This is a genomic window from Staphylococcus sp. EG-SA-15, assembly GCF_017151895.1.
GTDB classification, from domain to species: domain Bacteria; phylum Bacillota; class Bacilli; order Staphylococcales; family Staphylococcaceae; genus Staphylococcus; species Staphylococcus aureus.
Genome location: NZ_JACVZN010000156.1, coordinates 1 through 246 on the forward strand (window position 1 = coordinate 1; position 246 = coordinate 246).

1 pseudogene is annotated in these 246 nt (G+C 32.5%); it reads right to left on the reverse strand.

The window, feature by feature from the left end:
• Positions 1–120: 120 nt before the first annotated feature.
• Positions 121–246, reverse strand: a pseudogene (locus IDG64_RS14825) (ABC transporter permease subunit); the annotation flags it as partial.

Genomic DNA, 246 nt, shown 5'->3' on the forward strand with positions numbered 1-246 from the left:
GGTCAAATATTCAATTCCTATTACATTAGTTACATTTGTTTTAGGATTGATTATTGCATTATTTACAGCATTAATGCGAATTTCAACGAGTAAAATTTTAAGAAGTATTTCACGTGTCTATGTATCTTTGATTAAACTTAAAAATGTATTACCTAGTGCAGGAATCGACACTCGAATTGCCTGCGGTAAAATGATACGTTGTATCGTTTGACCATACGTCATACCGATGGAATATGCAGCTTCTGT